This window comes from Hydrogenophaga sp. BPS33 (assembly GCF_009859475.1).
In the GTDB taxonomy this organism is placed as follows: domain Bacteria; phylum Pseudomonadota; class Gammaproteobacteria; order Burkholderiales; family Burkholderiaceae_C; genus Hydrogenophaga.
This window is the reverse complement of record NZ_CP044549.1, coordinates 2,657,101-2,679,545: the sequence shown is the minus strand read 5'-3', so window position 1 is coordinate 2,679,545 and position 22,445 is coordinate 2,657,101. Positions and strand designations below refer to the sequence as shown.

Here is a 22,445-nt window from a genome sequence, read left to right as displayed (position 1 = left end):
CATGGAGTCTCCGTCCGCCGACCTGATCAGCCTGGTGCTCGGCACGCTGCGCACCGATCGCGCAGTGACGGCGCGCTTTTCGCTCACGGCACCGTGGGCCTTGCGTTCCGAGGGCGTGGAAGGCCTGCTGGTGCGCGTGTGCACCGGCACGCCGTACTGGATCCAGGTGGACGGCCAGGCGGCAGTGCACGTGCAGCCGGGCGACATCGTGATGCTGCCCCAGGGCGGCCCGCACGTGGTCGCCTCCTCCCCCGGCCTGGACACCGTGCCCTTTCGCACCTTGCTGCAACAGCACATGCGCGGCGCGCACGGCGACCACCCGCTCACCTTCGAACACGGGGCTCCAGGCGGTGAGGCCACCGAACTCTTCTCGCTGCACCTGTGGATGCCGCAGCACCAGGGCGGCTCGCTGCTGTCCTGGCTGCCGCCCCTGATCGTGCTGCGCGCGGCCGACATCGCCACCACGCGCAGCCTGTCACTGGCCACGCAGGCGCTGGTGGACGAAACCCTGTCCCAGCGCCCCGGCTGGCAACTGGCCACCGCGCGCATGGCCGACCTGCTGCTGGTGCACGTGCTGCGCGAACACCTGCACAGCGGCCCGGCCGACGCCCAGGGCTGGCTCAACGGCGTGCGCGACAAAGCCATCGGCAAGGCGCTGATGCAGATGCACGCCCACCCCGAGCTGCCCTGGTCGTTGGCCAGCCTGGCGCGCGTGAGCCACCAGTCGCGCACGGTGTTCAGCGAGCGCTTTCTCGAACGCATGGGCACCACGCCGCTGCGCTACCTCACCTCGGTGCGCATGGGCATTGCGCGGCAGCAGTTCCTCAAAGGGGCAGACGACGTGTGGCGCGTGGCCCAGAGCGTCGGCTATGGCTCCGAGAAGGCGTTCTCGCGCGCCTTCGAGCGGTGGTCGGGCAGCACGCCGAGCCAGTGCATCAAATCGCGGACGATCGGTACCCAGATGCGGCGCCCCGAAGGTTGAACGCGGGCCGGCGCTGGCCAAGAATGCACCGGGTCATCGTTGCCAGGTCTTGCTCCCCATGAAGAACGTGTTGATCGTTGGTGCCGGCATCGCCGGTTGCTCTGCCGCCCTGGCGCTTGCCCGCAGTGGCGGCTGGCGCGTCACCGTCATCGAAAAGCAGCCGCAATCGCAGTTCCAGAGCTCGGGCATCTTCGTCTACAGCAACGGCCTGGAACACTTCCACCACATCGGCGCGATGCAAGCGCTGGTGCAAGCGGGCTTTCCCATTCCATCGGGCCGCAACGTCTATCTGCACCACGACGGCCGGCACATCGTGGACGTGGTCTACCCCAGCGTGGGCACGCCGCCCATGCCGGCGATCCTCGGCGTGAAGCGGGCCGAGATGCACCGTGTGCTTTCCACCCAGCTCGAAGCCCTGGGCGTGCCGGTGTGCCTGGGCGTCACCGTGCAGGCCTTGCGGCACGAGGACGCACGCGCGAGTGTCGAACTCTCCGACGGCAGCACCGCCTCCTTCGACCTGGTGGTGGGCGCGGACGGCATCCGCTCGGGCGTGCGCGCCTTGCTGTGGCCCGACGTGCGGCCCACGTACTCGGGCTTTGGCGTCTGGCGCAGCGTGCACCGGCGCCCGCCCGAGCTGGTGGACAAGATCATGATGATGGGCGTGGGCAAACGGCTGGGCATCATGCCCATCGCCGACGACAGGCTCTACATCTTCGGCACCATCGCGGAGCCCGAAGGCAGTTGGTTCGACAAGGCCCTCTGGCCCCAGACCATGCGCGAGCGCTTCGCCGAGTTCGGCGGGCCGGTGCGCCGGTTTCTCGACGAAGTGTCGGCCGACACCGAGGTGCTGTACACAGCCGTCGAGGAGGTGGTGATGCCGCTGCCCTGGCACCAGGGACGCGTGGTGCTCATCGGCGATGCGGCGCACGCCTGCACGCCGTTCATGGGCCAGGGCGGCGCGCTGGCCGTGCAGGACGCGGTGGAGCTGGCGCGCCTGCTGGCCGATGACACCCCCATCCCCGAAGCTCTGAGCCGCTTCGGCGAGCGCCGTGCGCCGATGTGCCGTTTCGTTCAGGAGGCTTCGCACCGCGTGGGCAGCGCCGGCGCGGTGCAGGACCCTGCCCGCCACGCAGAAGCCATGCGGGCCATGCCCGCCCATGCGCAGGCCCACGTGGACGGCTTCTATGAAGAGCTTGAGCGCCTGAGTGCGAACGCCTGAGTGCCGCGCGTCACCCCTATCCCGAAATCCCCTTCCACAACGCCCAAAAGGAACCTCGCATGATCCGATCCACCCACCCTCTGCGCCGCACCGTGTTGGGCCTGCTCATGGCCGCCGGCACCCTGCTGCCTCTTGTGGCGCGCGCGCAGTTGCAGGAAGTCACGTACCTGCTTCCCGCGCCCGCCACACTGCCCGCCTTCGGCCCCTGGATGGTGGCGCAGGCCAAGGGCTACTACGAACAGGAAGGTCTGAAGGTGAACTTCGTCACCGCGCGTGGCGGCGTGGACGTGGCCAAACAGGTCGGCGCGGGCAACGCCGTCATCGGCGGCGCCATCGGCGACACGCCCATCATCGCGCGTGCCCAGGGCATCCCGGTCAAGGCCGTGGCCGTGCTCGGCGCCGGCTCGCTCACCCAGCTCGTGAGCCACAAGGACGAGAAGATCGAGAGCCCGCGCGAACTCAAGGGCAAGACCGTGACCGTGCTGGCCTACACCGACACCACCTATTACGCCCTGCTCGGCATGCTCAGCAAGGTCGGCCTGACCAAGAACGATGTGAACATCCAGGCCGCAGGACCCGGTGGCATCTGGCAGCAGTTCGCCGCCAAGAAGGCCTCGGCCATGGCCACGGTGCCCGACTGGACGGTGAGCGCGATGGACGCGGGCGCGCAGGTCGACATCATGCCGGCCGACCTCTACTTCAAGAGCATGGCGCAGGCCATCCTCGCGTCCGACGACACCATCGCCAAGAACCCGCAGCTCATCCAGAAACTGGTGCGCGCCACCCTCAAGGGCATGAAGGACATCATGGCCGACCCCAAGGCCGCGACCACCGCTTACGTGGCCCACGTGCCGGCACACAAGGGCAAGGAAGCCAGCGTGCAGAAATCCTTCGAACTCTTCAACCAGTACGTGTACGCGAAGCAGAAGGTGCCGGGCCTGATGGACGAAGCGCGCCTGGGCGAACTGCAGAAGTTTTACGTGAGCAATGGCATCGTGCCCAAGGAGACACCCTTGAAGGACCTGTACACCAACCAGTTCGTGCGCTGACGTTCGGGCCGGACTATGGAACTGGCTTTCCCTGAGATGGATCTATAGGCCGCCCAAAGAACGGGTGTGCCGGATCGTTGTAGCCCGGGGTCGACGGGTGCCCCGGGGCCACCCAGGCGTCCACCATCGCCTCGTCCTCGGCGCTGATCGTGAGGTCCAGCGCCGGCAGATAGTCTTCCCACTGCGCCAACGTGCGCGGTCCGGCGATCACCGAACTCACCAGCGGATTGGCCAGCACCCAGGCCACCGCGAGCTGCGACGCCTTCGTCCCGCGCGCTTGGGCGTGGCGCACCAACGCGTTGGCGATGCGCATCGATTCCTCGCGGAATTCGGTGTCCATCAGGCGCTGATCACCGCGACCGGCACGCGAGTCGGCAGCCGGTTTCTCGCCCGGCTGGTACTTGCCGGTGAGCACGCCGCGCGCCACCGGGCTGTAAGGCACGACGCCCAGACCATAGTGGGCACAAGCCGGCAGGATCTCGACCTCGGGCCCGCGGTTGAGCAGGTTGTAGTAGGGCTGGCAGACGACCGGCAAGGGCACACCAAGCGCTCGGCACAGGTGCACCACCTCGGCAATGCGCCAGCCACGGAAGTTGGACAGACCAAAGTAACGGATCTTGCCGGCCCGCAGCAGATCGCCGAGCGCGCCCACGGTTTCTTCCAGGTTGGCGTCGCGCGGATCGCGGTGCAAGTAGTAGATGTCGATGCGGTCGGTCTGCAGGCGGCGCAGGCTGTTCTCGGCGCTCTGCACGATCCAGGCGCGCGAGAGGCCGCTCTGGTTCGGCCTCGGCCCGAAGCCACTGCCCACCTTGCTCGCCAACACCCAGTCATCGCGCTGCCCTTTGAGCAGGCGGCCGACCACCTCTTCCGAAGCGCCCTTGTGGTACACGTCGGCGGTGTCGATGAAGTTGACGCCTTGCGCATGCGCCGAGGCGAAGATGTCGGCGGCCTCGGCTTCGGGTGTCTGCCCCCCGAACATCATGGTGCCCAGACACAGGCGGGAGACCCGGAGGTTGCTGCGGCCCAGGCGGCGGTAGGTCATGGTCATCATGGTCATGTGGGTTGAACTCAGGAAGAAGGAGTTGGCGCGCGGGACGGGCCACGCTGGCGCAGCAGCAGCAATCCCAACACACCCAGAGCCGCGAAGCATGTCCCATCGTGCGTGATCGCACGGCCATCCGGAACAGAAACGAAAAAGCCCCGCGAGAGCGGGGCTTTGAATTTCTGGGGTGGCTGATGGGACTCGAACCCACGACGACAGGAATCACAATCCTGGACTCTACCAACTGAGCTACAGCCACCGCAAGCCGCGAATTATAGCCTGAACCGCATGCCGCTTCGGACCACCTCTCGCGGAGAAATCCATCAGCGTGCGGGGCCTGCCGCCACAGCCGCGGGCTGGGACACCAGGATGCGCGCCTTGTAGCGCTCCTTGAGCGTTTCGATGTACGCCTCGTTCTCCGCCGACGACCACCATTGGCTGTATTGCTGCACTTCCTGCGCCAGCGCCTGTGCGTTGCGCGTGTCGCGCGGCAGCACCTGCTCGACCTTCACGACCGCATAGCCTTCGCCGGCCAGGTTCACACCCACCCAGGCGGGCAGTTGCTTCGGATCGGCGCGCAGCGCGGCGTCCAGCACCGGTTGCGTCAGGCCCTGCGGGTTCTCGCGCGAGACCGTCACGGCGGCCGCCAGGCCAGTGGCGGCGGTGCCAGACTTCCACGCGGCCAGTTGTTTCTCGCCCTGGGCGCGTGCCAGCTCGGCCGACCGCTCGGCCACCAGACGCGCGCGGACCTGCTCCTTCACTTCGGCCAGCGGACGCGTGTGTGCCGGCGAATGCTGGACCACACGTGCGGACACGAGTTGGCCCGAACCGGTGTCAATCGCCTCGGTGTTGCGCTTCTTGTCGAGCGCCTCGCTGTCGAACAGCGCGCCCAGCAACCGCTCGCTGGCCAAAGCGCCGGTGGCACCCGCCTGGGGTTGGCGCTGCACCGTGGCCTTGCGGATCTGCAGCTTCAGGCGATCGGCCGCAGGCTGCAGCGAGTCGGCTTGTTCGTAGACCAGGTTGCTGAACGTGTCGGCCGCTTCGGCGTATTGCTTCTGCGCCTGCTGTTTTTTCAGCTCGGCTTCGATTTCCGGGCGCATCGACTCGAAGCTGCGCACGGGTGGCGCCTTGATATCGGCGAGCTGGACGATGTGGAAACCGAAATCGCTTTCCACCACGTCCGAGATCGCGCCCTTCTGCATCGAGAACACCGCATCCGCGAAGGGCTTGACCATGGCATTGCGGTCGAAGTAGCCGAGATCGCCGCCCTTGGCCGCCGAACCGGGGTCTTGCGACTGGGCCTTGGCGACCTCGGCAAAGCTCGCGGGCTTCGCGCGCACCTGGGCCAACAGTTCTTCGGCGCGCTTGCGCACGGCGGCCTTGTCGTCGGCCGACGCACCGGCGGGCACGGTCAGCAGGATGTGGCTCGCGCGGCGCTCTTCGGTGCCGGAGAGGCGCGGTGCGTTCTGCTCGTAGTAGGTGCGCAGGTCGCCTTCGTTGAACACCACCGCGTTCTGCAGCGCGGCCGCGTCGAGCACGAGGTATTCGATGTCGGCCTGCTCCGGCGCCTGGAAGCTGCCGAGGTTCGCGTTGTAGAAGGCTTCCACGTCGGCGTCCGTGGGCTTGACCTGTGCGGCGAAGTCGGTGGCGGCAAAGCGCGCCACGCGCACTTCGCGGCGTTCGAAGAAGGCATTGAGCGAGATCGAGGCCAGCGCCGTGGGCGCGAAGCCCGAGCCCAGAATGCCTTGCGACACCTGGCGCTGCGACAGGTCGGCGCGCACGCGTGCTTCGAACATCTCGGGCGTCATGCCTTGGCGGCCCACCAACTGGCGATAGGCCTCGACGTCGAGCGAGCCATCGGGCTTGCGCAGCGTGGCGATGGCTTCGTTCTGCTGCAGGTCGCGCGCCAGGCGCGCGTCGCTGGTGTAGAGGTTGAGCTTGTCGGCGGCGGTTCCGAGAACGCGCTGGCGCACCAGACGCTCCAGCGTGGCGTAGCGCGCAGCTTCGCCGTCGAGCAGGCGGGCATCGAGCGTGGGCATGGCCTCGCGCAGGCGTTGCGATTCCTGCTGGTGCACCTGGTCCCATTCGGCTTTGGTGATGTCCTTGCCATTGACCGTGGCCACCGCCTCGCCGCTTTCGCTGAAGCGCGTATAGCCTTCGATACCGAACAGCACGAACGAGGGAATGATCAGGATCATCAGGAAGCCCATGAGGTACTTCTTGTGATTGCGAATGGTGTCAAACATGCCTTGAATCCTGCTGTGTCAATGACCGAATGGCGTTGCCGTTGCCGGCAACAAAAAAGGCGAACCCTGGTTCGCCTTTTTCGATGGTGGTGGGTGCTGACGGGCTCGAACCGCCGACCTACTCCGTGTAAGAGAGCCGCTCTACCAACTGAGCTAAGCACCCCACCGGAAACCGGATGATGCTCAGTTCAGAGCATCCTTCAGTGCCTTGCCCGGGCGGAACTTGGGCACTTTGGCGGCCTTGATTTTAATCTCGTCGCCCGTGCGTGGGTTGCGACCTTTGCGCGCCGGGCGTTTGGTCACGGCGAAGGAGCCAAAGCCCACCAGCGACACGGTGCCGCCTTTTTTCAAGGTGGTGCGGATGGCGGTGATGGTGGAGTCCAGTGCACGCGTTGCAGCCGCCTTGGAGATGTCGGCGTGCTTGGCAATGTGTTCGACGAGTTCGGTTTTATTCACAAAAAGCCCCTCTTGATTGAGATGAATGTTCAGGTTGGACAGGCGTTTTTCCGGAAACGGCGCAGGCCGCGGGCAAAAAATCCTGATCGCACTAGGCCGCAAGACGACGCCAACACCGTGGCAATCGCTGGGTGATTAGACCCATGGCGCGCAAGCCCTGTCAATACACGACGAGCGATGGCGCAACACCTGCGGCGCAAGAGGCGAGATTCTAGACGCATTCATCGTTGCATCTCCTCACGCAACAAAATGTGGCCCGAAATGCCTCATCGCGGTGCACCGGCATCAGGCATCGCGCAGGGCCTGCGCAATGGCGCGGCCCACGTCCTGCGTGCCTGCGTGGCCACCGAGATCGGCCGTGCGCGGCGCACCGCTGCCGGGCCGCAGCACGGCTTCGATCGCCTGCATCACCGCGTCGTGCGCGGCGCGATGGCCGAGGAAGTCAAGCATCATCGCGCCGCACCAAATCTGTCCGATGGGGTTGGCAATGCCCTTGCCTGCGATGTCCGGCGCGGAGCCATGCACCGGCTCGAACAGCGATGGGTGCTGGCGCGTGGGGTTGAGATTGGCGCTGGGCGCAATGCCGATGGTGCCGGTGCAGGCCGGCCCCAGGTCGCTCAGGATGTCACCAAAAAGATTGCTGCCGACCACCACGTCAAAGAAGTCGGGGCGCTGCACGAAGTGCGCGGTGAGGATGTCGATGTGGAACTTGTCCACGGTCACGTCCGGATATTCCTTGGCCATCTCGGCCACACGCTCGTCCCAATAAGGCATGGTGATGGCGATGCCATTGGACTTGGTGGCGCTGGTCAGGTGCTTCTTGGGACGCGAGCGCGCGACTTCGAACGCGTGGCGCAGCACCCGGTCCACACCGGTGCGCGACATCACGGTTTCCTGCACCACGATCTCGCGCTCGGTGCCCGCATACATGCGGCCCCCGATGCTCGAATACTCGCCTTCGGTGTTCTCGCGCACGATCACCATGTCGATCTCGCCGGCTTCGCGCGGGCTGCCGTCGCGCCGCACCACGGGTGCGGTCACACCGGGCATGAGCTTGGCAGGACGGATGTTGACGTACTGGTCGAACTCGCGACGGAACATCAGCAGCGAGCCCCACAGCGAGACATGGTCGGGCACCTTGTCGGGCCAGCCCACCGCACCAAAATAGATCGCGTCGTGCCCGCCGATCTGGTCTTTCCAGGTGTCGGGCAGCATCTTGCCGTGGCGCTCAAAGTAGCCGCAGCTTGAAAAATCGAAGTGGTCGAAGTGCAGATCGATGCCGAACTTCGACGCAGCCGTCTCCAGGACGCGCAGCCCCTCGGGCATGACTTCGGTACCGATGCCGTCCCCGGCGATGACGGCGATGCGGTGTTGGCTCATGGTGGTTCCTTCTGGACAGTTTGAAAAAAAGACAGGGCTTCTTCGACGAGGCGCTCGGGCGCTTCTTCGGCGATGTAGTGGCCGCACGGCAGCGCGTGGCCCGACACGTGATGGGCACGCTCGCGCCACAGCGCCATCACATCGAAGCAGCGCGCCACGGTGCCGTGTTCACCCCAGAGCACGCGCAGCGGCTGCGTGAGCAGGCGTCCTGCGGCGATGTCGGCACGGTCGTGCTCCAGGTCGATGGTCGCGCTGGCGCGGTAGTCCTCGCATATGGATGGGGCCGTACCCGGCCGCGCGGCGCAGCGTTCGTACTCGGCCAGCGCGCCGACATCGAACGCGGACAGGCCCGCGTGCCGGCTGCCCATCACACTGCGCACGTAGCGCACGGGGTCGGCGTCGATCAGTGCTTCGGGCAAGGGCGCGGGCTGGATCAGGAAGAACCAATGCCAGTAGGCGCGCGCGAAGGCTTCGCTGGTCTGCGCGTACATCGCCAACGTGGGCGCGATGTCCAGCAACAGCAGCGAGCGCACGGCGGCGGGGTGGTCCACCGCGAGCCGATGGGCCACGCGCGCACCACGGTCGTGCGCGAGCACGCTGAAGCGATCAAACCCGTGGTGCGCCATGACCGCGATGGCATCGAGCGCCATCTCGCGCTTGCCATGGGCTTCGTGAGTCGCGGTGGCGACAGGCCGGGCCGAATCGCCATAACCGAGCAGGTCCATCAACACCAGCGTGAAATGCTTCGCCAGCGCGGGCGCCACACGGTGCCACATGGCCATGCTCTGCGGATGGCCGTGCAACAGCAGCAGTGGCGGCCCTTCCCCGCCGATGCGGGTGTGCAGTGCCACGCCATCGCGGACCACGGTGTGGGAAGCAAATCGGTTCAGCATGGTGCCAGCATAGCCCTACATTGAGAAATAATGCGTGCATTGATTACTTCCCAAAAGGAAACAATGTGGACCGCCCCGACCTGGAACTTGTGCTCGCGGTGCGCCAGCATGGCAGCCTGGTGATGGCAGCGCGGGCCTTGCGCGTGGCGCCTTCGGCCGTCACAAAACGCCTCGCGGCACTCGAAGCGCAATTGGGCACACGCCTGTTCCAACGCACCACGCGGCGGGTCAGCCCCACGGCCGAAGGCGACACGCTGTGCGAGCGCGCGCAGCAATTGCTCCAAGGTTTCAGGGACGTGGAGGCGGAGCTGCGCGAGCGCCAGGCCGAACCGTCCGGCCCGATTCGCGTGGTCGCCACCTTCGGATTCGGTCGCCTGTGGGTCGGCCCCGCGCTGGCGGCGTTTCAACGCCAGCATCCAGGCGTTCAGGTGCAGGCACAACTGACTGAGCAACTGCCCGACCTCGCGGTGAAGGGCTTCGACGGTGCGATCTGGCTCTGGAATGCCCCGCGTGAGCGCGCCGCCGAATGGGTTTCTCGCCGCCTGGCGGGCAACCAGCGTGTGTTGGCCGCCTCACCCGCTTACATCGAACGCCATGGTGCGCCGCGCACGCTGCAGGATCTGGCCCGCCATGCCTGCCTGGTGGTCAGGGAGAACGACGGTGGCCCCGGGCAGCGCTTCGACCATTGGCGCCTGCAACGCGGCGGCGACGAGGAACTCCACCATGTGCCGGTCAGCGGGCCCTTGTCGAGCAATTCCGGCGAGTTGGTGCGCGATTGGTGTCTTGCAGGACACGGAATCATGTTGCGCAGTTTGTGGGACATCGCGCCTCAACTCAGCAGCGGTGAACTGGTGCGGGTGCTGCCGTCGTACGCCATGCCCGATGCCGACATCCACTGGTTGGCGCCCTACCGGTCTCAAAACCCGCGTCGCATCAGGCTGCTGGTGGAGTTTCTGGCGCAGCACTTCCGCTCGGAGCCGTGGAAACCGACCGGGCGTGGAGCGCGCAAAGCGCCACGTTCCAATACCCGCGGTTGACTCAGCGCCCTGCGCGCACCACCAGGCTCACACCAAAGGCGGTCAACGCCGTGCCCGCCAATGTGACTGCGGTGATCGGTTCGGCGAACAGCGCCCAGGCGATCAAGGCGGTGCACGGCGGCACGAGGTACATCAGGCTCGTGACCGAGGCCGCCGCGCCGCGCTGGATCAGCAGGTACAGCAGCGAACTGCCGCCCAGTGTGAGGCCCAGCACCGACCAGGCCATGGCGCCGATGAGCTCGCCGTTCCAGTCCATCAACTCCGCTTCCAGCAGCGTCAGCGGCAAGGTCACCAGCAAGGCCGCAAGCAGTTGCACGGCGTTGGCGGTGCGCACATCGCAGGCGGCGACGAAGCGTTTCTGGTACAGGGTGCCCACGGTGATGGCGAACAAGGCCATCACGGCAAACGACAGGTTCAGCCAATCCGCCTGGTCACCCGGGCCACCGGACGTGAACTTGCGCGACACCACCAGCACCAGCCCGGCAAAGCCCAGCACCAGGCCCAGCCACTGGCGTCTGGACACACGCGAGCCTGTGCTGGAGAGCCAGATGCCGGTGAGCACCGGCTGCAGGCCCACGATGAGCGCCGTCAACCCCGACCCCATGCCGGCCTTCACGGCCGCCCATACGCCACCCAGATAACCCGCGTGCATGAGCACGCCGGTCACGGCCAGGTGGAACCACTGGGTGCGGCTGCTGGGCCATTTCACGCCCGCCAGAAAAATCCAGGGAAGGAAGCAGAAGATGGAGAGCGCATACCGCACCGCCAAGAACTTCATCGGCGGCGCGTGCGGCATGCCGTAGCGCGCGACGATGAAACCGGTGCTCCAGATCAGCACGAACACCCAGGGCATGGCGCGCAGCCAGGCGTTGTCTTGCGTCTCTGTCTGCATGGCCGCGCTTTCAACGCGACTTGGCGCGGATCTCGGGAATGGCCTTTTGCAGGTAATACACCATGGACCACACGGTGAGCACGGCCGAAATCCAGATCAACCAGGTGCCCCACACCCGCGTGTCGATCACCCCGAACAGCGTGCCATTGAACAGCAGGAAAGGAATGGCCACCATCTGAACGGTGGTCTTGACCTTGCCGATCATGTGCACCGCCACGCTCTTGGTCGCGCCGATGATGGCCATCCACTCGCGCAGCGACGAAATGGCGATTTCGCGGCCGATGATGATGAGCGCCACGAACACGTCGGCGCGGTCCAGGTGCACCAGCACCAGCAGGCTGGCGCAGACCAGAAACTTGTCGGCCACCGGGTCGAGGAATGCGCCGAAGGCCGAGGTCTGGTTGAGCTTGCGGGCAAGGTAGCCGTCGGCCCAATCGGTGAGCGCGAACACGATGAACATCACCGTGGCGATCAGGTTCTGTTCCGCAACACTCATGTTCTCCAGATAGAACACGCCCACGATCAACGGGATGGCGACAATGCGAGCCCAGGTGAGCAAGGTGGGGAGATTGAAGAACATGGCTGGGATTATGCGTTGATCTCAGTGCAGCGCACGGTAGATGGTGTCGGCCAGTTCGGCGGAAATGCCCTCCACCGTGCAGAGGTCCTCCACGCTCGCGGAGGCCACGCCGCGCACGCCGCCGAAACGCTGCAGCAGGCGCGCGCGCTTCTTCGGGCCCACGCCCGCGATGTCTTCGAGCTTGCTGCTGCCCGTGCGCACCTTGGCGCGTTGCGCGCGCATGCCGGTGATGGCGAAACGGTGGGCTTCGTCGCGGATCTGGGCCACGAGCATGAGCGCGGCGGAGTCGTGGCCCAGGTAGACCTTCTCGCGGCCATCGGCGAACACCAGTTCTTCCAGCCCGACTTTGCGGCCCTCGCCTTTTTCCACGCCCACGATCAGCGACAGATCGAGTCCGAGCTGCTGGAAGACTTCGCGCGCCATGCTCACCTGTCCCTTGCCACCATCGATCAACACCAGGTCGGGCATGCGCGGGCCGGCCACGGATTCGACGGTGGGTTCGATGGATGCAGGGGCCTGGTCGGCAATGGCTTCGCCGGATCCGGCCGCATCCGGCGGGGCCGCGGCAGGGAGATCCGCTTCCAGCTTCGCGGTTTCTTCAACACCGTCCTCCCGCATGGCCTCGGCGATCCGCCCATAGCGGCGCAGCAGCACCTGGCGCATGGCGGCGTAGTCGTCGCCCGGGGTGATGCCTTCGATCTTGTAGCGGCGGTACTGGCTGTTCTGCATCTTGTGGCCCTCGAACACCACGCAGGATGCCTGGGTGGACTCGCCGGCCGTGTGCGAGATGTCGAAGCACTCGACGCGCAGCGTGTCCAGCTGGTCATCGGGCAACTGCAGCGCATCGGCCAAGGCGCGCGTGCGGGCCTGCTGCGAGCCCTCTTCGGCCAGCAGGCGCGCCAGCGCGATGTCGGCATTCTTCTGCGCCATCTCGAGCCAGATGCGGCGGTGCTCGCGCGGGTTGTGCACGGCGTTGACCTTGCTGCCGATCTGCTCGGTCAAGGCGTCCAACAGCGCCTTGCCCACGGGGTGGCTGGTCACCAGGGTGTGCGGCATGGCCACGCCCAGGTAGTGTTGGGCGATGAAGGCTTCGAGCACTTGCACCGAGACGCGCTCGGCGGGGTCGGCCGGCAGACGGTTCTCCTCACCCTCTTGCGCCAAGGCGTTGTCGATGGCGGTGGCGTCGTCCACGTGGGCGGGAAAATACGGTCGATCACCGAGATGGCGACCACCCCGGACCATCGCCAGGTTCACGCAGGCACGTCCGCCATGCACCTTCACCGCCAGCACGTCCACGTCCTGGTCGGATGCGGTGTCCATGGCCTGCTGGTGCAGCACGCGCGAGAGCGCACTCATCTGGTTGCGGATCTCAGCCGCCTGCTCGAATTCCAGCTTCTCGGCGTGCGCCAGCATGCGCTGCTCCAGCGTGTCGAGCACAGCCTGGGTTTCGCCGCGCAAGAAGCGCTCGGCGTCGCGCACGTCCTGCGCATAGACCTCGTGGTCGATCAGATCCACACAGGGGCCGCTGCAGCGCTTGATCTGGTACAGCAGGCAGGGCCGGGTGCGGTTGGCGAACACGGTGTCTTCACAGGTGCGCAGGCGAAACACCTTCTGCAGCAGGGTGATGGACTCCTTCACCGCCCAGGCGCTGGGGTAAGGACCGTAGTAACTGTGGCGGCGGTCGACCACGCCACGGTAGTAGGCCATGCGTGGGAACGCCTGCGAGGGCGTGGGCCGCTGCGCCGACACCTTGAACGCCTCGCGTGTGCCCGTGATCTTGAGGTAGGGGTAGCTCTTGTCGTCGCGAAAAAGGATGTTGAACTTGGGGTTCAACGTCTTGATGAGGTTGTTCTCCAGCAGCAGCGCCTCGGCCTCGGAGCGCACCACCGTCGTTTCCATGCGCGCGATCTTGCCAATCATGTGGCCGATGCGCGTGCCGTCGTGCGTCTTCTGGAAGTAGCTCGACACGCGCTTCTTGAGGTTGCGCGCCTTGCCCACGTAGAGCAATTGGCCCTGGGCATCGAAGTAGCGGTACACGCCGGGCAGCCCCGGTAGAGCGGCCACTTCGCTCAGCAGTTGGTCGGAATGCGTGTTCTCGGACATGGGCGCGTATTGTGGCCCGTTGCCGCCGCTGAAGCATCGGTGCGCCCGCCAAGCCCCGACAATGGCGCGCATGCAATGGGATATTTTCTGCCGGGTCATCGACAACTTCGGCGATGTGGGTGTGTGCTGGCGCCTCTCGGCCGAACTGGCGCGCCGGGGCGAGCAGGTGCGCCTGTGGCTCGACGACCCGCAGGCCCTGGCGTGGATGGCTCCCGGTGCGTTGGAAGGCCATGTGCCCGGTGTCGAAGTGATCCCTTGGCGCTCCCCCCTGCCCGACGTCGATCCGGGACGCCCGGCCGATGTGTGGATCGAGGCCTTCGGTTGCGAACCCCCGCCCGAGTGCATCGAAGCCCTCGCCGCCCGGATCGCCAACGGCGCGCGCGCACCGGTGTGGATCAACCTCGAATACCTCAGCGCCGAGTCCTACGTGGAGCGCTCGCACCGCCTGCCCTCGCCCGTCTCCAGCGGCCCTCTGCGCGGCTTCGTCACCAAATGGTTTTTCTACCCCGGCTTCACGCCGCGCACCGGCGGCCTGCTGCGCGAAACCGACCTGCTGGCCCGGCAGTCGGCATTCGATGCCGAGGCCTGGCTCCACAACCTGGGCTTACCAGGGCGGCGCAACGCGCGCCGCGTCAGCCTGTTCTGCTACGAGCCCGCCGCCCTGCCCGACGTGCTGCAACAGGCCGGGCACGATGCGACCCCGAGCGACTGGCTGGTCACCCCCGGGCGGGCCTGGCAGGCGGTGCAGGCCGCTGCATCCCCCGGCCCGGCCTGCCCGACCTGCCGCCTGCTCGCTCTGCCCTTGTTGCCGCAGGTCGAATTCGACCACCTGCTCTGGTCGGCCGATCTCAATTTCGTGCGCGGCGAGGACTCGCTGGCCCGCGCGCTCTGGGCCGGCAAACCCTTCGTGTGGCACATCTACCCGCAACACGACGGCGCGCACCACGCCAAACTCGAAGCCTTTCTGGACTGGCTGGAAGCCCCCGACTCGCTGCGCGACTTTCACCGCGCCTGGAACGGCATCGGCAGCGTCCGGGCGCGCTGGCCGGACGCGGGCACTCTGTCGGCCTGGCGCGACGCTGCCCTGAGCGCACGGGAGCGACTGCTCGCGCAGGCCGATCTGTGCCAACAGTTGGTCGGTTTCGTACTGGAAAAGCGATAAAATTCGAGGCTTTGCGGAAAACCGGACCGGCTTCAAGCCGACGCCCCGATTCCGCCAGCCGTCTGCCTCGCCGCACAGACCGCCACCATCAGTTCAGTTTTCGGGTGTCCAGCGCACGCCGGGAGCACGCGGCCCAACCGTTGGAACCCCTATGAAAATCGCTCAAGAACTCCGCGCCGGCAATGTCATCATGCACGGCAAGGACCCGATGATCGTCCTGAAAACCGAGTACAGCCGTGGCGGCCGCGGCGCGGCCACCGTGCGCTTGAAGCTCAAGGCTTTGCTGAACAACATGGCCACCGAAGTCGTCTGCAAGGCCGACGACAAGATGGACCAGATCATTCTGGACAAGAAGGAGTGCACCTACTCCTACTTCGCCGACCCCATGTACGTCTGCATGGACGCCGAGTACAACCAGTACGAAGTGGAAGCCGAGAACATGGGCGATGCACTGAACTACCTCGAAGACGGCATGGCCGTCGAAGTGGTGTTCTACGACGGCAAGGCCATCTCGGTCGAACTGCCCACCAGCGTCGAGCGCGTCATCACCTGGACCGAACCCGCCGTCAAGGGCGACACCTCGGGCAAGGTGCTCAAGCCGGCCAAGATCGCCACCGGGTTCGAAGTCGCCGTGCCGCTGTTCGTGGCACAAGACGACAAAATCGAAATCGACACCCGCACGGGCGAGTACCGCAAGCGCGTCTGAGCGTTTGTCGGACCCCACGGCGAACCCTTGAAAAGGCTCCTGCGGGAGCCTTTTCGCATTTTTCGCATTCAGAGACCCGCTCACTTCCACCCACCCGCATGGACCTGATCGCTCGCGTTGCCGACGTCATCATCCCGGTGTTCCTGATCGTGGGCATCGGCTTCGCGTACGCCCGCAAGAAAGCGCCCGACATGGGCACCTTCAACCGCATCGCACTCGATGTGCTCGCGCCTGTGCTGGTGTACTCGGCGCTCGCGTCGCGGGACTTCGTCATTGCACAGCACGTCGTGCTGCTCGTGGGTGCCGCGGTGATCATCCTGGGCGGCGGCCTGCTGGCGTGGCCACTGGCGCGCGCCTTCGGTGCGCAGCCGCGCACGCTGGTGCCGGTGGTGATGTTCAACAACTGCGGCAACATGGGCTTGCCACTGGCCTTGCTCGCCTTCGGACCCTCAAACTTCGGTGCGGCCGTGGCCCTGTTCTCGGTGAGCAACCTGTTGCATTTCTCGATCGGCGCGCGCATCACCAGCCGCCTGGCACGCACGCGCGACCTGCTCACCAGTCCCTTGATGATCGGCACCGCGCTCGGCTTCTTCAGCGCCTTGACCGATGTGCGCCCACCCGATGTGGTGCTCTCGGGCTTGAAGCTGCTGGGCGACGCCATGCTGCCCATGATGCTGTTCGCGCTGGGCGTGCGCCTGACCGCGCTGACGCGCCAAGGCCTCGCCATCGGTTTGCTCGGTGCGTTGGCGCGCCCCCTGATCGGTCTGGCCATCGCGCTGCCATTGGCGTGGGCGCTGGGCCTGGAAGGCGCAGCGCGTGGGCAATTGCTGCTGTTCGCGGCCTTGCCGCCTGCCGTGATGCAGTTCATGCTGGCCGAGCGGTACCACCAGGAGCCCGACAAGGTCGGTGCCATGATCATGCTGGGCAACGCGCTGGCGGTGGTCTTCGTGCCGCTGGCGTTGGCCTTGGCTCTCTGAGAAGTTGTGAACTGCACACCCGAAAAATCCTTCTCGACATCAGGAATTCATCCATGGACGCCCCTGTTTCACACGACTTGAACGAACGCCGCCTGGCCGATGCCTGGGCCGAACTGCAATCCCATGCCAACGAGGGCTTCCCTCTGGAAGCGGATGCCTACCGCCTCGCCTTCGCGGACCCCGAATTCCTGCTGCGCCGCGAGACGCGTGGAATCCGCTTCCAGCTGGAAATGCTCAAACCCGATCTGGCGCAGCACGATGCGGGCATCGAAAACACCATCGTGGTGTTTGGCAGCGCGCGCTTTCGCGAGACCAGCGAGGCCCAGGAGCAACTGGTGCGCGCCGAACGCAGCGGCGACGCGCGCGAGATCGCGCGCGCGAAAGCCCTGGTGCGCAACGCGCACTACTACGACCAGTCGCGCGAATTCGCCCGCACGGTGGCGCGCTACAGCGCCCAGTGCCCGAAGGCCGACCAGCTCTTCATCTGCACGGGGGGCGGCCCCGGCATCATGGAAGCAGCCAACCGCGGCGCGCACGATGAAGGCGCGCTCACCGTGGGCCTGAACATTGCTCTGCCGCACGAGCAGGCGGCCAACCCGTACGTCTCGCCGGCACTGAGCTTCAAGTTCCACTACTTCGCGCTGCGCAAGATGCACTTCATGATGCGCGCCAAGGCCTTGCTGGCATTCCCGGGCGGCTTTGGCACGCTCGACGAGCTGTTCGAGGTGATCACGCTGGTGCAATGCAAGAAGTCCAAGCCCGTGCCGATCCTGTTGTTCGGATCGGACTACTGGAAGCGCCTGATCAACCTGGACCTGCTGGTGGAAGAAGGCACGATCTCGCCCGACGATCTGAACCTGTTCAATTACGTGGACGATCCGCAGACGGCCTGGCAGCACATCGTCGACTTCTATAGTTTGAAGAGCTGACCCCTTGCGCCGCGTCCGGAGCGAGGCATCGACCAGGGCGCCCGAGGGTCCGGCTTCGCCGGCCCAAGGGTGCGTCCCCCTTCAGGGGGAAGCCGCGTCAGCGGCGCAGGGGGTGCCTCCTACTCCCTCCAGCCGCCACCCAGCGCCTTGTACAGGTTCACCTGGTTCTGCTGCTGCGCCAGACGTGTCTGCGTCAAGGCTTGCTGGGTGGTGAACAGCGAGCGCTGTGCGTCCAGCACATCCAGGAAGCTGGCCACGCCGTTGCGGTAACGCAGCTCGGCCAGGCGGAAGCGCTCGGCTTCGGCAGTGGCTTGCAGTTGCTGGGCACTCAGCTGATCGCCCAGGGTCGCACTGCCGGCCAAGGCGTCGGCCACTTCGCGGAACGCGGTCTGGATGGCCTTCTCGTACTGCGCGATCGCGATGTCGCGCGCCGCGTTGGACGCTTCCAGGTTGGCGTTGTTGCGTCCCGCGTCGAAGATCGGCAGCAAGGCCTGCGGCGCCAGCGTGAAACCCCACGAGCCGTCCTTGAACAGGCCCGAGAGGCTGTTGCTGGCCGTTCCCGCGCTCGCGGTGAGCGAGATGCGGGGGAAGAACGCGGCCCGGGCAGCGCCGATGTTGGCGTTGGCCGAGATCAGTTGCTGCTCGGCCTGCCGGATGTCGGCACGGCGCGTGAGCAGATCGGACGGCAAACCCGCCGGCACGTCGCGCAACATCGGCGCCGCGGGCACCGGTGCGGTGGGCACGGCCACCGCCTCACGGTCCGTTGCCGCCGCGGCGACAGGAGCGGGCATGGTCGGCGGCACGGGCAGCAAGTCGGGCGGTGGCGTCTGCCCCACCAGCAAGGTCAGCGCGTTCAGGTCCAAGGCGCGCAAGCGCCGCTGCTGGGCCAGCGCCGACTGCGCAGCGGCGCTCAGCGACTCGGCTTGCCGCAGGTCCAGCGCCGAGGTCGCACCCGCGTCAAAACGCAGCCGGCTCAGGCGCAGCGACTCGTCGCGCGTGCCCACGGTGCTCTCGGTCAAGGCCAGCAACTCGTCGTTGGCCTGCAGGCTCAACCAGGTGCTGGCCACGGCCGCCACCAGACTGGTCTGCGCGGCGCGTTGCGCTTCTTCGCTGGCGAGGTACTGCGCCAATGCGGCTTCTTTCAAGCTGCCGAGGCGGCCGAAGAAATCGATCTCCCAGCTGCTGAGCGCCAGGCCCACGCTGTAGACGCTGGTGATACCGCCATTGCCATCGGGCTGGCGGTTGCCGGTCGCGGCCAGGCCGATGGTGGGGAACTGGTCGGCACGGCGGATCTGGTACTGCGCGCGCACCTGCTCGATGTTGAGCGTGGCCACGCGCAAGTCGCGGTTGTTCTTCAGTGCCAGCGCCACCAGCTCGCGCAAGCGCGCGTCCCCGATGAACTCTTGCCAGGCGATGTCGGCGCCCGACTTGGCATCGGCCGCTGCCGCAGGCTGCGGGCCGGGGAACTGCGACGCCACAGGTGCCTCTGGTCGTTCGTACTTGGGAATGAACGAACACGCAGACAGCACGGCAACCGCAACCACCGTCAAGGCAAGGCGCGACAAGCGCCGAGCCGAGATATCCAAGGTGTCGGCGGAACTGGCTTCGCGGGGGGGATTTTTCAGTCTATACATCGATATGCACTCCAGGGCCATGGTGGGCAGCGGCCTGCTCGGCGTCGAGCTTGCGTTGACGCTCGCTGCCCTTGAACAGCGTGCGCACCACCACGAAGAAGATAGGAACGAACACCACGGCCAACGCAGTGCCGGTGAGCATGCCGCCGATCACGCCGGTGCCGATGGCACGTTGGCTGGCCGAGCCCGCGCCCGAGGCGATCGCCAAGGGCAGCACCCCCAGGGTGAAGGCCATCGAGGTCATGATGATCGGCCGGAACCGGATATGGGCGGCTTCCAGCGCAGCCGCGATCACGCCCTTGCCCTGCGCCTGCAGGTCCTTGGCGAACTCGATGATCAGAATCGCGTTCTTCGCGGACAGGCCGATGATCGTGATCAGCCCCACCTGGAAGTACACGTCGTTCGAGTAGTTGCGCAACAAGGTGGCAAGCAGCACGCCGAGCACCCCCAGCGGCACCACCAGAATCACGGACAGCGGGATGGTCCAGCTCTCGTACAGCGCGGCCAGGCAAAGGAACACCGCCAGGATGGCGAAGCCATAGAGGATGATGGCCTGCGAACCCGCGAGTTTTTCTTCCCGCGTTTGGCCCGTCCACTCGTAGCCAATGCCTTGCGGCAGTTGGGCCGCTAGCGTCTCCATCTCGGCGATGGCCGCACCCGTGCTCATACCGGGCATGGCGCTGCCGCTGATGCGCATGGACGGGTAGCCGTTGTAGCGAACGGTCTGCATCGGTCCGGTGATCCACTTCGTGGTCGCGAACGCCGACAACGGCACGGCTTGCGCCTTGTTGTTGACCACGTTCAAGCGCATCAGGTCCTCCGGCTGCATGCGGGCAGGTGCATCGGCCTGCACCACCACGCGCTGCAGACGGCCCGCGTTCGGAAAGTCGTTCACGTAACTCGAACCGAGCGCCGTACCGATGGCGGCGTTGATGGCATCGAAGCCCACGCCCAAGGCGTTGGCCTTGTCGCGGTCGATGTCGATCTGCAACTGCGGAGCGTCTTCCAGGCCGTCCGGCCGCACCTGCGTGATCACCTTGCTTTGCGAGGCCATGCCCAGCAACTGGTTGCGCGCGTTCAGCAGCGCCTCGCGGCCCAGTCCGCCCCGGTCCTGCAGGCGGAAAGCGAAGCCCGAGGACGCGCCCAGCTCCGGAATGGGTGGCGGGCTCAAGGGATAGATGAACGCGTCGCGCACGCCCGACAGTGCACCAAACGCCCGCCCCGCCAGGGCTTCGGCCGAGTTGTTCGGGCCGGTGCGCTCGGCCCAGTCCTTGAGCGTCACGAATGCCAGCGCCGCGTTCTGCCCTTGCCCGGAGAAGCTGAAGCCGAGCACGCCGACCATGCTTTCCACCTCAGGCTGTTGGAGGATGAATCCCTCCACCTGCTTCATCACTTCCAGCGTGCGCTCTTGCGTGGCCCCCGGCGGCAGTTGAACGTTGACCAGAATGGTGCCTTGGTCCTCGTTCGGCAGGAATGAGGTGGGCAAACGCATGTAGACCACGGCGGCCACCGCCACGATGGCCACATAGATGATCAAGGTACGGCCCGCACGCGGCAGCAGCGCAGCCACGCCGCGTTCGTAGCGCTTGGCCGTGCGCGAGAAACCCCGGTTGAACCACCCGAAGAAGCCCTTCTTCTCGTGGTGGTGGCCGGCTTCCACGGGCTTGAGCAAGGTGGCGCACAGCGCCGGCGTGAGCGACAGCGCCATGAAGGCCGAGAAGGCGATGGACACACCCATCACCGCTGAGAACTGGCGGTAGATGTTGCCCACCGAGCCGGCAAAGAAGGCCAGCGGCACGAACACCGAGATCAGCACCACGGTCACGCCGACGATGGCGCCCGAGATCTGCGACATGGCCTTGCGCGTCGCCTCTCGGGGCGAAAGCCCCTCCTCGCTCATGATGCGCTCGACGTTCTCCACCACCACGATGGCATCGTCCACCACGATGCCGATCACCAGCACCATGCCGAACATCGTCAACACGTTGATAGAGAAGCCCATCGCCAGCAGCACCGCAAATGTGCCCAGCAGCGCCACCGGCACCACGATGGTCGGGATGATGGTGTAGCGGATGTTCTGCAGGAACAGGAACATCACCAGGAACACCAGCAGCATGGCCTCGCCCAGCGTCTGGGCCACTTGCTGGATGGAGATCTTCACGAAGCGCGAGCTGTCGTAGGGAATCGACCACTTCATCCCCTTGGGGAAAAAGCGTTCGAGTTCGTGCATCTTCTCGCGCACCGCCTCGGCAGTGGCCAATGCGTTGCCACTGGGGGAGAGCTGCACACCCACGCCGACGGCGGGCTTGCCGCTCAGGCGCGCAGAGGTGGCGTAGGCCTGGCCGCCGAGCTCGATGCGGGCCACGTCCTTGAGGCGCACTGTCGCGCCACCGGGGGTTGCACGCAGCACGATGTTGCCGAACTCCTCGACACTGCCAAGCTGCCCGTTGACCACCACGGTGGCCGCGATGCTCTGACCGCCCACATTGGGCAGCGCACCGATTTCACCGGCCGAGACCTGCGCGTTCTGCGCGCGGATGGCGGCGGTCACGTCGGCCGAGCTCAGGTTGAACCCCAGCAACTTGTTCGGGTCGATCCAGACGCGCATGGCACGCTCGGATCCGAACAGCTGGGCCTGGCCCACACCAGGCAAACGCTGGATTTCAGGCACCACGGAGCGCGCGGCGTAGTCGCCCAGCGCCACCGGGTCCAACGCCGGATCGTCGCTGGACAACATGGCGAACAGCAGGAAGTTGGCGTTCGACTTGTCCACCCGAACGCCCTGCTGCGTCACCGCCGCGGGCAGGCGCGGCGTGGCGCGCGAAAGCCGGTTCTGCACATCCACCTGCGCCAGGTCGGGGTCGGTGCCGGTCTCGAAGCTCAGCGTGATGCTGCCGCTGCCATCGGCCTGCGCCACCGACTCCATGTAGATCAGGCCGGGCGCACCGTTCATCTCGCGCTCGATGACCGACAGCACGCTGTCTTCCAGCGTGGCGGCAGATGCGCCTGGGTAGGCGGTGTTGATGATGATGGCGGGAGGCGCCACCGGCGGGTACTGCGCGATCGGCAACTGCGTGATCGCCACACCGCCCATCACCATGACGAACAGCGCGATCACCCACGCGAAGATGGGCCGGTCAATGAAAAACTTCGCCATG

18 protein-coding genes and 2 tRNA genes are annotated in these 22,445 nt (G+C 66.1%); 8 read left to right on the top strand and 12 right to left on the bottom strand.

The window, feature by feature from the left end:
• Position 1: 1 nt before the first annotated feature.
• From F9K07_RS12450 to F9K07_RS12440, 3 genes are read left to right on the top strand one after another with little or no spacing between them, the layout of a single operon-like run.
• Entirely contained in the window at positions 2-982 is a 981-nt protein-coding gene (locus F9K07_RS12450; protein ID WP_159593520.1) for an AraC family transcriptional regulator, read from the top strand.
• A gap of 58 nt (positions 983-1,040) precedes the next feature.
• Positions 1,041-2,201 carry an FAD-dependent oxidoreductase gene (locus F9K07_RS12445; protein WP_236581935.1) on the top strand — a complete coding sequence of 387 codons (1,161 nt, stop codon included), beginning with the start codon at positions 1,041-1,043 and terminating at the stop codon, positions 2,199-2,201.
• A gap of 59 nt (positions 2,202-2,260) precedes the next feature.
• A complete protein-coding gene (locus tag F9K07_RS12440) occupies positions 2,261-3,250 on the top strand; it encodes an ABC transporter substrate-binding protein (RefSeq protein ID WP_159593518.1) in 990 nt (329 codons plus the stop codon).
• 13 nt (positions 3,251-3,263) lie between these two features.
• Here the strand turns inward: F9K07_RS12440 and F9K07_RS12435 are convergent, their stop codons facing one another.
• The 7 genes from F9K07_RS12435 to F9K07_RS12405 all read right to left on the bottom strand — a co-directional run bounded on the left by F9K07_RS12435 (position 3,264) and on the right by F9K07_RS12405 (position 9,267).
• The gene (locus F9K07_RS12435; protein ID WP_159596914.1) at positions 3,264-4,292 is read right to left on the bottom strand and encodes an aldo/keto reductase; all 1,029 of its coding nucleotides are present in this window, start codon (positions 4,290-4,292) and stop codon (positions 3,264-3,266) included.
• A gap of 183 nt (positions 4,293-4,475) precedes the next feature.
• Positions 4,476-4,551: transfer RNA gene (locus F9K07_RS12430), tRNA-His, on the bottom strand.
• A 64-nt stretch (positions 4,552-4,615) separates the two neighbouring features.
• Complete coding sequence (locus F9K07_RS12425; protein WP_159593517.1) at positions 4,616-6,538, bottom strand: SurA N-terminal domain-containing protein; 1,923 nt, start codon at positions 6,536-6,538, stop codon at positions 4,616-4,618.
• An 87-nt stretch (positions 6,539-6,625) separates the two neighbouring features.
• Positions 6,626-6,701: transfer RNA gene (locus F9K07_RS12420), tRNA-Val, on the bottom strand.
• Between the two features lie 20 nt (positions 6,702-6,721).
• Positions 6,722-6,994 (bottom strand): HU family DNA-binding protein, encoded by a 273-nt coding sequence (locus tag F9K07_RS12415; RefSeq protein ID WP_137921879.1) that lies wholly within the window; start codon positions 6,992-6,994, stop codon positions 6,722-6,724.
• 285 nt (positions 6,995-7,279) lie between these two features.
• Positions 7,280-8,374: a tartrate dehydrogenase gene (locus tag F9K07_RS12410; protein WP_159593516.1), complete on the bottom strand. Its 1,095-nt coding sequence runs from the start codon at positions 8,372-8,374 to the stop codon at positions 7,280-7,282.
• Positions 8,371-9,267, bottom strand: coding sequence for an alpha/beta fold hydrolase (locus F9K07_RS12405; RefSeq protein ID WP_159593515.1), 897 nt, complete (start codon positions 9,265-9,267; stop codon positions 8,371-8,373). The genes F9K07_RS12410 and F9K07_RS12405 overlap by 4 nt, the downstream gene beginning before the upstream one ends.
• A gap of 65 nt (positions 9,268-9,332) precedes the next feature.
• Here F9K07_RS12405 and F9K07_RS12400 point away from each other — a divergent pair, with 65 nt between their 5' ends.
• The gene (locus tag F9K07_RS12400; RefSeq protein WP_159593514.1) at positions 9,333-10,304 is read left to right on the top strand and encodes a LysR family transcriptional regulator; all 972 of its coding nucleotides are present in this window, start codon (positions 9,333-9,335) and stop codon (positions 10,302-10,304) included.
• A 1-nt stretch (position 10,305) separates the two neighbouring features.
• On the opposite strand, the gene F9K07_RS12395 is transcribed toward F9K07_RS12400, so the two are convergent.
• Genes F9K07_RS12395 through uvrC form a run of 3 tightly spaced genes read right to left on the bottom strand, consistent with a single transcriptional unit; the run spans position 10,306 to position 13,879 of the window.
• The gene (locus F9K07_RS12395; protein ID WP_159593513.1) at positions 10,306-11,196 is read right to left on the bottom strand and encodes a DMT family transporter; all 891 of its coding nucleotides are present in this window, start codon (positions 11,194-11,196) and stop codon (positions 10,306-10,308) included.
• A 10-nt stretch (positions 11,197-11,206) separates the two neighbouring features.
• Complete coding sequence (pgsA, locus tag F9K07_RS12390) at positions 11,207-11,776, bottom strand: CDP-diacylglycerol--glycerol-3-phosphate 3-phosphatidyltransferase (RefSeq protein ID WP_159593511.1); 570 nt, start codon at positions 11,774-11,776, stop codon at positions 11,207-11,209.
• A 21-nt stretch (positions 11,777-11,797) separates the two neighbouring features.
• Positions 11,798-13,879: an excinuclease ABC subunit UvrC gene (uvrC, locus tag F9K07_RS12385; protein WP_159593510.1), complete on the bottom strand. Its 2,082-nt coding sequence runs from the start codon at positions 13,877-13,879 to the stop codon at positions 11,798-11,800.
• Positions 13,880-13,949: 70 nt separating this feature from the next.
• On the opposite strand from uvrC, the gene earP reads away from it, so the two are divergent.
• From earP to F9K07_RS12365, 4 genes are all read left to right on the top strand, one after another.
• A complete protein-coding gene (gene earP, locus F9K07_RS12380; RefSeq protein ID WP_159593509.1) occupies positions 13,950-15,041 on the top strand; it encodes an elongation factor P maturation arginine rhamnosyltransferase EarP in 1,092 nt (363 codons plus the stop codon).
• 151 nt (positions 15,042-15,192) lie between these two features.
• Positions 15,193-15,747 (top strand): elongation factor P, encoded by a 555-nt coding sequence (efp, locus tag F9K07_RS12375; RefSeq protein ID WP_159593508.1) that lies wholly within the window; start codon positions 15,193-15,195, stop codon positions 15,745-15,747.
• A 98-nt stretch (positions 15,748-15,845) separates the two neighbouring features.
• The gene (locus tag F9K07_RS12370) at positions 15,846-16,724 is read left to right on the top strand and encodes an AEC family transporter (protein ID WP_236581934.1); all 879 of its coding nucleotides are present in this window, start codon (positions 15,846-15,848) and stop codon (positions 16,722-16,724) included.
• Positions 16,725-16,777: 53 nt separating this feature from the next.
• Positions 16,778-17,653: a TIGR00730 family Rossman fold protein gene (locus tag F9K07_RS12365; RefSeq protein ID WP_159593507.1), complete on the top strand. Its 876-nt coding sequence runs from the start codon at positions 16,778-16,780 to the stop codon at positions 17,651-17,653.
• Positions 17,654-17,772: 119 nt separating this feature from the next.
• Here the strand turns inward: F9K07_RS12365 and F9K07_RS12360 are convergent, their stop codons facing one another.
• Together F9K07_RS12360 and F9K07_RS12355 are read right to left on the bottom strand one after the other, a co-directional pair.
• Positions 17,773-19,287 carry an efflux transporter outer membrane subunit gene (locus F9K07_RS12360; protein ID WP_159593506.1) on the bottom strand — a complete coding sequence of 505 codons (1,515 nt, stop codon included), beginning with the start codon at positions 19,285-19,287 and terminating at the stop codon, positions 17,773-17,775.
• Positions 19,280-22,444: an efflux RND transporter permease subunit gene (locus F9K07_RS12355; RefSeq protein ID WP_159593505.1), complete on the bottom strand. Its 3,165-nt coding sequence runs from the start codon at positions 22,442-22,444 to the stop codon at positions 19,280-19,282. The genes F9K07_RS12360 and F9K07_RS12355 overlap by 8 nt, the downstream gene beginning before the upstream one ends.
• Position 22,445: the final 1 nt, after the last annotated feature.

Bases quoted from the DNA above. Each gene is read 5' to 3' on its own strand.
- F9K07_RS12410 (WP_159593516.1), bottom strand. From the start codon at position 8,374: ATGAGCCAACACCGCATCGCCGTCATCGCCGGGGACGGCATCGGTACC.
- earP (WP_159593509.1), top strand. From the start codon at position 13,950: ATGCAATGGGATATTTTCTGCCGGGTCATCGACAACTTCGGCGATGTG.
- efp (WP_159593508.1), top strand. From the start codon at position 15,193: ATGAAAATCGCTCAAGAACTCCGCGCCGGCAATGTCATCATGCACGGC.
- F9K07_RS12440 (WP_159593518.1), top strand. From the start codon at position 2,261: ATGATCCGATCCACCCACCCTCTGCGCCGCACCGTGTTGGGCCTGCTC.
- F9K07_RS12405 (WP_159593515.1), bottom strand. From the start codon at position 9,267: ATGCTGAACCGATTTGCTTCCCACACCGTGGTCCGCGATGGCGTGGCA.
- F9K07_RS12355 (WP_159593505.1), bottom strand. From the start codon at position 22,444: ATGGCGAAGTTTTTCATTGACCGGCCCATCTTCGCGTGGGTGATCGCG.
- F9K07_RS12395 (WP_159593513.1), bottom strand. From the start codon at position 11,196: ATGCAGACAGAGACGCAAGACAACGCCTGGCTGCGCGCCATGCCCTGG.
- F9K07_RS12425 (WP_159593517.1), bottom strand. From the start codon at position 6,538: ATGTTTGACACCATTCGCAATCACAAGAAGTACCTCATGGGCTTCCTG.
- F9K07_RS12365 (WP_159593507.1), top strand. From the start codon at position 16,778: ATGGACGCCCCTGTTTCACACGACTTGAACGAACGCCGCCTGGCCGAT.
- F9K07_RS12445 (WP_236581935.1), top strand. From the start codon at position 1,041: ATGAAGAACGTGTTGATCGTTGGTGCCGGCATCGCCGGTTGCTCTGCC.
- pgsA (WP_159593511.1), bottom strand. From the start codon at position 11,776: ATGTTCTTCAATCTCCCCACCTTGCTCACCTGGGCTCGCATTGTCGCC.
- F9K07_RS12435 (WP_159596914.1), bottom strand. From the start codon at position 4,292: ATGACCTACCGCCGCCTGGGCCGCAGCAACCTCCGGGTCTCCCGCCTG.
- F9K07_RS12370 (WP_236581934.1), top strand. From the start codon at position 15,846: ATGGACCTGATCGCTCGCGTTGCCGACGTCATCATCCCGGTGTTCCTG.
- F9K07_RS12360 (WP_159593506.1), bottom strand. From the start codon at position 19,287: ATGTATAGACTGAAAAATCCCCCCCGCGAAGCCAGTTCCGCCGACACC.
- F9K07_RS12450 (WP_159593520.1), top strand. From the start codon at position 2: ATGGAGTCTCCGTCCGCCGACCTGATCAGCCTGGTGCTCGGCACGCTG.
- uvrC (WP_159593510.1), bottom strand. From the start codon at position 13,879: ATGTCCGAGAACACGCATTCCGACCAACTGCTGAGCGAAGTGGCCGCT.